At 59.6% G+C, this 5,957-nt stretch carries 4 protein-coding genes; 1 reads left to right on the forward strand and 3 read right to left on the reverse strand.

From position 1 onward, the window contains the following. The first annotated feature begins 229 nt into the window (after positions 1-229). Entirely contained in the window at positions 230-2,062 is a 1,833-nt protein-coding gene (typA, locus tag RMO15_RS32995) for a translational GTPase TypA (protein ID WP_309723562.1), read from the forward strand. A gap of 126 nt (positions 2,063-2,188) precedes the next feature. Here typA and RMO15_RS33000 read toward each other — a convergent pair whose 3' ends face one another. From RMO15_RS33000 to RMO15_RS33010, 3 genes are all read right to left on the reverse strand, one after another. Continuing rightward, positions 2,189-3,181, reverse strand: a complete 993-nt coding sequence (locus tag RMO15_RS33000; protein WP_309723565.1) for an NAD-dependent epimerase/dehydratase family protein — start codon at positions 3,179-3,181, stop codon at positions 2,189-2,191. Between the two features lie 145 nt (positions 3,182-3,326). Further along, positions 3,327-3,794 carry a nuclear transport factor 2 family protein gene (locus RMO15_RS33005; RefSeq protein ID WP_309723568.1) on the reverse strand — a complete coding sequence of 156 codons (468 nt, stop codon included), beginning with the start codon at positions 3,792-3,794 and terminating at the stop codon, positions 3,327-3,329. 359 nt (positions 3,795-4,153) lie between these two features. Next, positions 4,154-5,957: 3'-5' exonuclease (locus RMO15_RS33010; RefSeq protein WP_309723571.1), on the reverse strand; the 1,804-nt coding region annotated here is incomplete at its 5' end.

The raw sequence follows: 5,957 nt of genomic DNA on the forward strand, positions 1-5,957 counted from the left end.
CGGTGCATCTTGGGCGGCAAGGATCTGTTCAAAGCGTTGGCGAAGTCGCTGTTTCGTTTCTTCTGTCATCCCCCTATGATGACGACTTTAGGAGCAGAAGGCAAATCGGCTTGCCTCACCACTTTTTTGTCCTGCACCCCAGGGAACCATGGTGACTGTGCAGTTCGCAGAGCTATGATATAATCCTAAGTTGCCTCCGCGCGATGCTATGCGCTGCGGGGGTTTTTCCATGTCAGGTTTTATCACTATGCTCAGAAATATCGCTATTATTGCCCACGTTGACCACGGAAAGACGACCCTCCTTGACGGAATGCTCAAGCAGGGTGGTGTCTTCCGCGAGAACCAGGAAGTCGCCGAGCGGGTGATGGACCGCATGGACCAGGAGCGTGAGCGCGGCATCACGATTATCTCCAAGCACACAGCCCTTACCTACAAGGGTAACAAGATCAATGTCGTCGACACACCGGGGCACGCTGACTTTGGCGGCGAGGTCGAGCGTGTGCTCTTGGTGGTGGATGGTGTCTTGCTCCTCGTGGACGCAGTCGATGGCCCGATGCCACAGACGCGCTTTGTGCTGGAGAAGGCTCTCTCGGCTGGTCTGAAGGCCATTGTGGTGATCAATAAGATGGATCGCCAAGAAGCACGCCCGGACTGGGTGGTCAACGAGACCTTCGACCTCTTTCACGAGCTGGGAGCCACCGATGACCAGCTCGACTTCCCGATTGTCTATGCCACCGCGCTGGATGGTCGCTCGTCGCTCAACGAAGACTACGCCGATGCGGTAGATCTCCAGCCGCTCTTCGACACGATTCTCTCCGCCATCCCAGAGCCCAAGGTTCTCGCGGATAAAGATGCCCCGACACAGGCGATGATCTCGACCATTGATGGCGACCCGTATTTAGGCCGCCTGGGAATCGGGAAGCTCTTTGCGGGGACACTGCGCCCCAACCAGCCGGTGACGGTCTTCCGTCGCGATGGCTCTCGCTACAACTCCCGGCTCCAGAGTGTCTTTGTCTATGAGGGTATGAAGCGTGTCCCCGTGGAAGAAGCCTATGCCGGCGATATTATCGCCGTGACGGGCCTCCCTGAGGTTACCATCGGGGAGACAATTGCGACGGGCGACAATCCTCAGCAGATCCCCCCTCCCACCGTGGACGACCCGACCCTTCAGATGACCTTTGCCGTCAACACCTCGCCTTTGGCAGGCCGAGAGGGGCAGTACTCCACCAGCCGTAAGCTACGTGAGCGCCTCTTTAAAGAGCTCGAGACCAATGTCAGCCTCAAGGTCGAAGAGAGCGAAACTCCCGATAGCTTTATCGTCTACGGGCGCGGCGAGCTTCACCTCTCGGTGCTTATTGAGACGATGCGCCGTGAGGGCTACGAGCTCCAAGTCTCGATGCCTGAGGTGATCACCCGAACGGGTGAAAAGGGCGAGAAGCTAGAGCCTTTTGAGCGGGTCTTTATCTCGCTCCAAGATGAGTATGCAGGGAGCATTGTGCAGGCACTCGGGGAGCGCCGTGGCGTGCTGATGAACATGCAGCAGTCCGATAGAGGCGACACGCGTCTTGAGATCATCATTCCGACCCGTGGACTCTTAGGGTTCCGCTCGCGCTTCCTGACCCTGACCCGTGGCACGGGAATCATGTCCGCTCTGCTTGAAGGCTACTTGCCTTGGGCGGGTCCGCTACCCCATAGATCCCAGGGAAGCCTGATCGCCAATGAGTCTGGAATGACGACCAACTTCGGCCTCGCCAACGCCGAGGAGCGTGGGGAGCTATTCATTGGACCCGGTCTGGAAGTCTACGAAGGCATGATTGTGGGGCGCCACCAGCGCGATGGCGACCTCGTGATGTCGGTGACGAAGACCAAGCAGCTCACCAACATGCGTGCCTCGACCAGTGATGTCTCCGTGCGCCTGACCCCGCCCTCGGAGATGGGGCTAGACCGCGCGATGGAGTACATTGGCCCTGATGAGCTGATGGAAGTGACCCCGAAGAACATCCGCATGCGCAAGCGTGAGCTGAACTTCAAGATGCGCAAGCGCTCCGAAAAGAGCGAGTAAACCTCTTCCCCGCTTTTTGAACCCACCCGCCTCGGTCCTCGGCACCCTCCCTTGAATCAAGGGAGGGTCGGCAGAGTGAGGGACGAACTGAGCCGGGGTGGGTTCCAGAGCGGGGAGGAGGGCAACCTACCCCCGGTACGCCGCGATCACGGCGTCTTGCCTTGCATTTACATCCGCATCTACCGTCTGGCGGGTCGGGTCGGCCTTAAACCACTCCAGTGAGCGCTTCACCCCCTCGGCCCACAGCACCTCAGCTTTGTAGCTCGGAACAAAGCGCTTGATCTTGCTATTGTCCAGCACCACCGAGTTCACCTTGTCCCCGATCAGCGTCCCTTCCCAGTCTGGGTAGAGCGCCATGCAAAAGTCCGAGGGCACGTGCACAAAGCTTGCCGTCACCCCGAGGGCATCGGCCACGGTCTGGAAGAGCTGGTTCCAGCAGAGAACTTCGTCACTGGTGATATGAAACGCCTCGCCGTTGGTATCGGGGCGGCCCAGCAGGCTCGAAAATCCCTTGGCAAAGTCCCCGTTCCAGGTGTTGGTCCACAGCGATGTCCCGTCTCCCGGCACGATGATCGGCTTGCCCGTCAGCATCCGATCCACCGCCGTCCACGGGTGCGCCCAGCTATTGAGCACGAGCGGCAAGTTTGCGTGGCCGTAGGTCAGCGAGGGACGAACCACCGTGTACGCCTGCTTGCTCTGGCCTGCAAGAAGTGCCTCACACGCAATCTTATCGCGGGAGTACTGCCAGTGCGGGTTCTCCAGTGGCGTCTCTTCCGTGATCAGATAGTGCTTAGGCGGTTTCTGGTAGCAGCTCGCCGAGGACACAAACATAAACTGCTCCGCCAGCCCCTCCACCAGCGCTAATCTTAACTCCAAGTCCTCGGGCGTAAACGTAATAAAGTCCGCGACGGCATCAAACGGCCCGTGCGTCGCCAGTAGCGCCTTTAACGCCGCCTGATCGCCCTTCACATCCCCTGTAATTACCGTCACCCCCGGCGGCGGGAGATACTTCTTCGAGGAGCCCCGGTTGAGCAAAAACACTTCCTGCCCCTGCGCCGCCGACTCTTCCACACAGGCCGACGAGATAATCCCGGTGCCCCCGATATACAAAACACGCATGCGTTTTCTCCTGTCCGCCCCCTGGAAGGAGGCGTCTGCAATGGCGTCCCGCCGCAAAGCCCGTGCCGGGCTACAACTAACTCCAGCCCGGCACGGGCTTTACAGCGCGTAGCGCTACTCGACGCCCCGTTCACGGGGCATTGGTTTATTTCGCCTCAGGAAGCCGGGTGCTCTGCCAGGCGGCGAACTTCCACTCGCCTTTTTGCCGTGTCCAGACCTCCGTGAAGCGTACCTTGAAGGCCATCTCGTTCTCGCCCGCTTTAAGTTTCATATCCGCGAGCCCGGTGACGATCACCGTATTGCCATAGACCTGATGCTTCTTTTCTGAGAGAGTCACACCAAGATACTTAGTCGCGCCGGTTTTCAGCGCCTCTAGGAACATCTCTTTGGTGTCAGACTTACTGTTGGAGTGGGTGTAGACCATGTCCTTGGTGAACATCGCATCCAGCGCGGCCGTATCGTTTTTGAGTAGTGCTTCAATGCGTTTGCTATCGGCCTCGTTGGTGGCTGCAATCGCTTCGGCCCGAGTGGGGACTTTTTGCTGTGGGGTTTGCTGGGCAAAGACAGGTGCTGAGATGACAAGTGCCGCGCAGAAAAAAAGTGAGCTTTTCATGCCGGGATTATAGCATAGAGGCATCTTCATCTGTGAGCTGGTTGAGTAACAAAATTAGGGAGGAAGTCGTATGAAGTGTCATGACGAAGAAACTTTTGATCCTGGGGGCATTACTAGCCCCACTTGGTCTTGGAACACTGTTTCTTTATTGCACTCATAAATGGGCCAGATACGATGCGCGTTTCAGTAATCTCTACTGGATTGCGATCCTGGTAGGGCTTTCCTGTTACCTGGCACTGCTAGACAGCTGGCTCAAGCGTGTTCTGATGGGGATTGTCTATGTGATCGTAATGTACTGTGTTTGGCTCGTCTGGGTAATTACTTTTGGTTGTATGGAGTTTGGCACCTGTCTCTAGAATTTACTCTCCACGGGGACAGGTGAAGAAGTAGGGACACGACGGGCACTCGTCGCGCTCCGAGGGAGTGGCAGGGAATACCTTGAGAGCGATTCCTCGAAGTGCACGGTCGTAGTCGTCTAGGTGCCGCTCGCGGATTCGGGGGCGGTCTGCGACCGGCAGGCGGCGACCGTCTTGGAGAAATCTGACGAAGACCTGATCGGGGCCGAAGGTCTCTTGCAGCAGTGAGAGGCGCAGATCGGGGTCGGCTTTATCGGCATCGGGCGCGGGAGGCTTGCGCAGGGTGCGGCGCTCTACCTGGCGCGTGCTCTCGCTAAAGTCATCGGGGCGGACAAGAATGGTGCCACTGTCAAGGGGTAAGGCCATCAACGGGCGCTGGTTTGGCGGGCAGGCGGGGACACTCTTGGCGACGATTTCCCGTGCCATCTTTTCGTAGAGCGGGTAGGCCGGGTCACTCTGACTTGGGCCATGCTCTCGCCAGAGAGATTCAAGGGCGCTCGTCGGCTGCGATGATGAGAGAGCGGCAAGAACCGTGCGCTTGAAGCTCTCGTAGGCCGAGGCGCTCCCAACGGGTTTCTCCTCAACCACCTGAAACTCATAGCGCTTGGGGCAGCGCAGATAGAGCTCGGCATCGGGCGCTTTCACCTCGGGGCGTGTTTGTGGCGTTTCGGGCGGCGGCAGCTCACTTTCGGAGTCCTTGCTGCGCCAAAAGATCGTCTCCACGCCCTGCACATTGTCTAAACAGTCAAGGAGCGGCGAGGGGCGGGCGCTCATACGGCCATGCTTGATGGCGCGGGAGAGCACTAAGTGATCGCGGGCACGGGTGAGGGCCACAAAGAACAGGCGTGCTTCCTCCTCGGAGGCGACAGTTCCGGGCTCCTCTTTTGCCTCTCCCTCATCGTCGGGAAGCGGAGTGAGCAGGCCGGGCATGGGGCGTGGGGGGAAGCGGCCCACGGCAAGATTCGGGACGAAGACAGCGGGGAACTCTAGTCCCTTGGCACCATGCACGGTTAAGAGGCGAACCGCGTCCTCGCTCTCGTTGGTCGGGGCGGCGGGGGCAGTACCTAGGCGTGTAAGTCGCCGCAGATGCTCTAAAAAAGATCGAATCGGGCGTGTTTCTCCAAGACGGAGAATGGCCTCCCGCTCGCGGAAGGTCAGCGCCAGCATCAGGAGGCTCGTCACCGCTTCGGGCTCGGCGAGTGTGCGGGCCAGTCCCTCGGAGCCGTAGAGCATCTCGATGAGAGAGTCGTAGGCATCGTCTTGTGTCTCGGTTTTTTCGTCCAGACGGGCGAGGAGTGTACGCACATCGGGGCGGGTGAGTAGGCCGCCTTCGTCGGGGCCAGGGCCGACGGGAATCCCACGGGCGACAAGTGCTTTCTTCAGGTTACGTGCCTGGTTACGCGTGCGGCAGAGCACGGCCAGCTCGCGCCAGGCATAGCCGTCCGTGACATACTGCTGCATCGCGCTCGCCATGCCCTCCGCTTGGCCCGCATCGTGGGGGGCAATCGCTAGAGTTGTCGAGGCAAGCCCCTCGCGCCGTGGCTCCCAGACCTCGCCGCCCTCACCGCTGGCCTGCCCAAAGAGTGTCACGAGGCCGGGGCGGGAGCGATAGTTCACTGCCAGATCCATGCGCCGACCGCCCGGAAAGTCCTCCGCAAAACGCGCGACATTGGCGGGCGATGCCCCACGGAAAGCATAGATCGCCTGGCGCAGATCGCCCACCGCCCAGAGTGCCGTCCCATCCGGCCCCGTGAGAAGCTGCACCAGCCGTGCCCCGGAGCGGTTGATGTCCTGGTACTCGTCCACC

Source organism: Armatimonas sp., assembly GCF_031410135.1.
GTDB lineage: Bacteria > Armatimonadota > Armatimonadia > Armatimonadales > Armatimonadaceae > Armatimonas.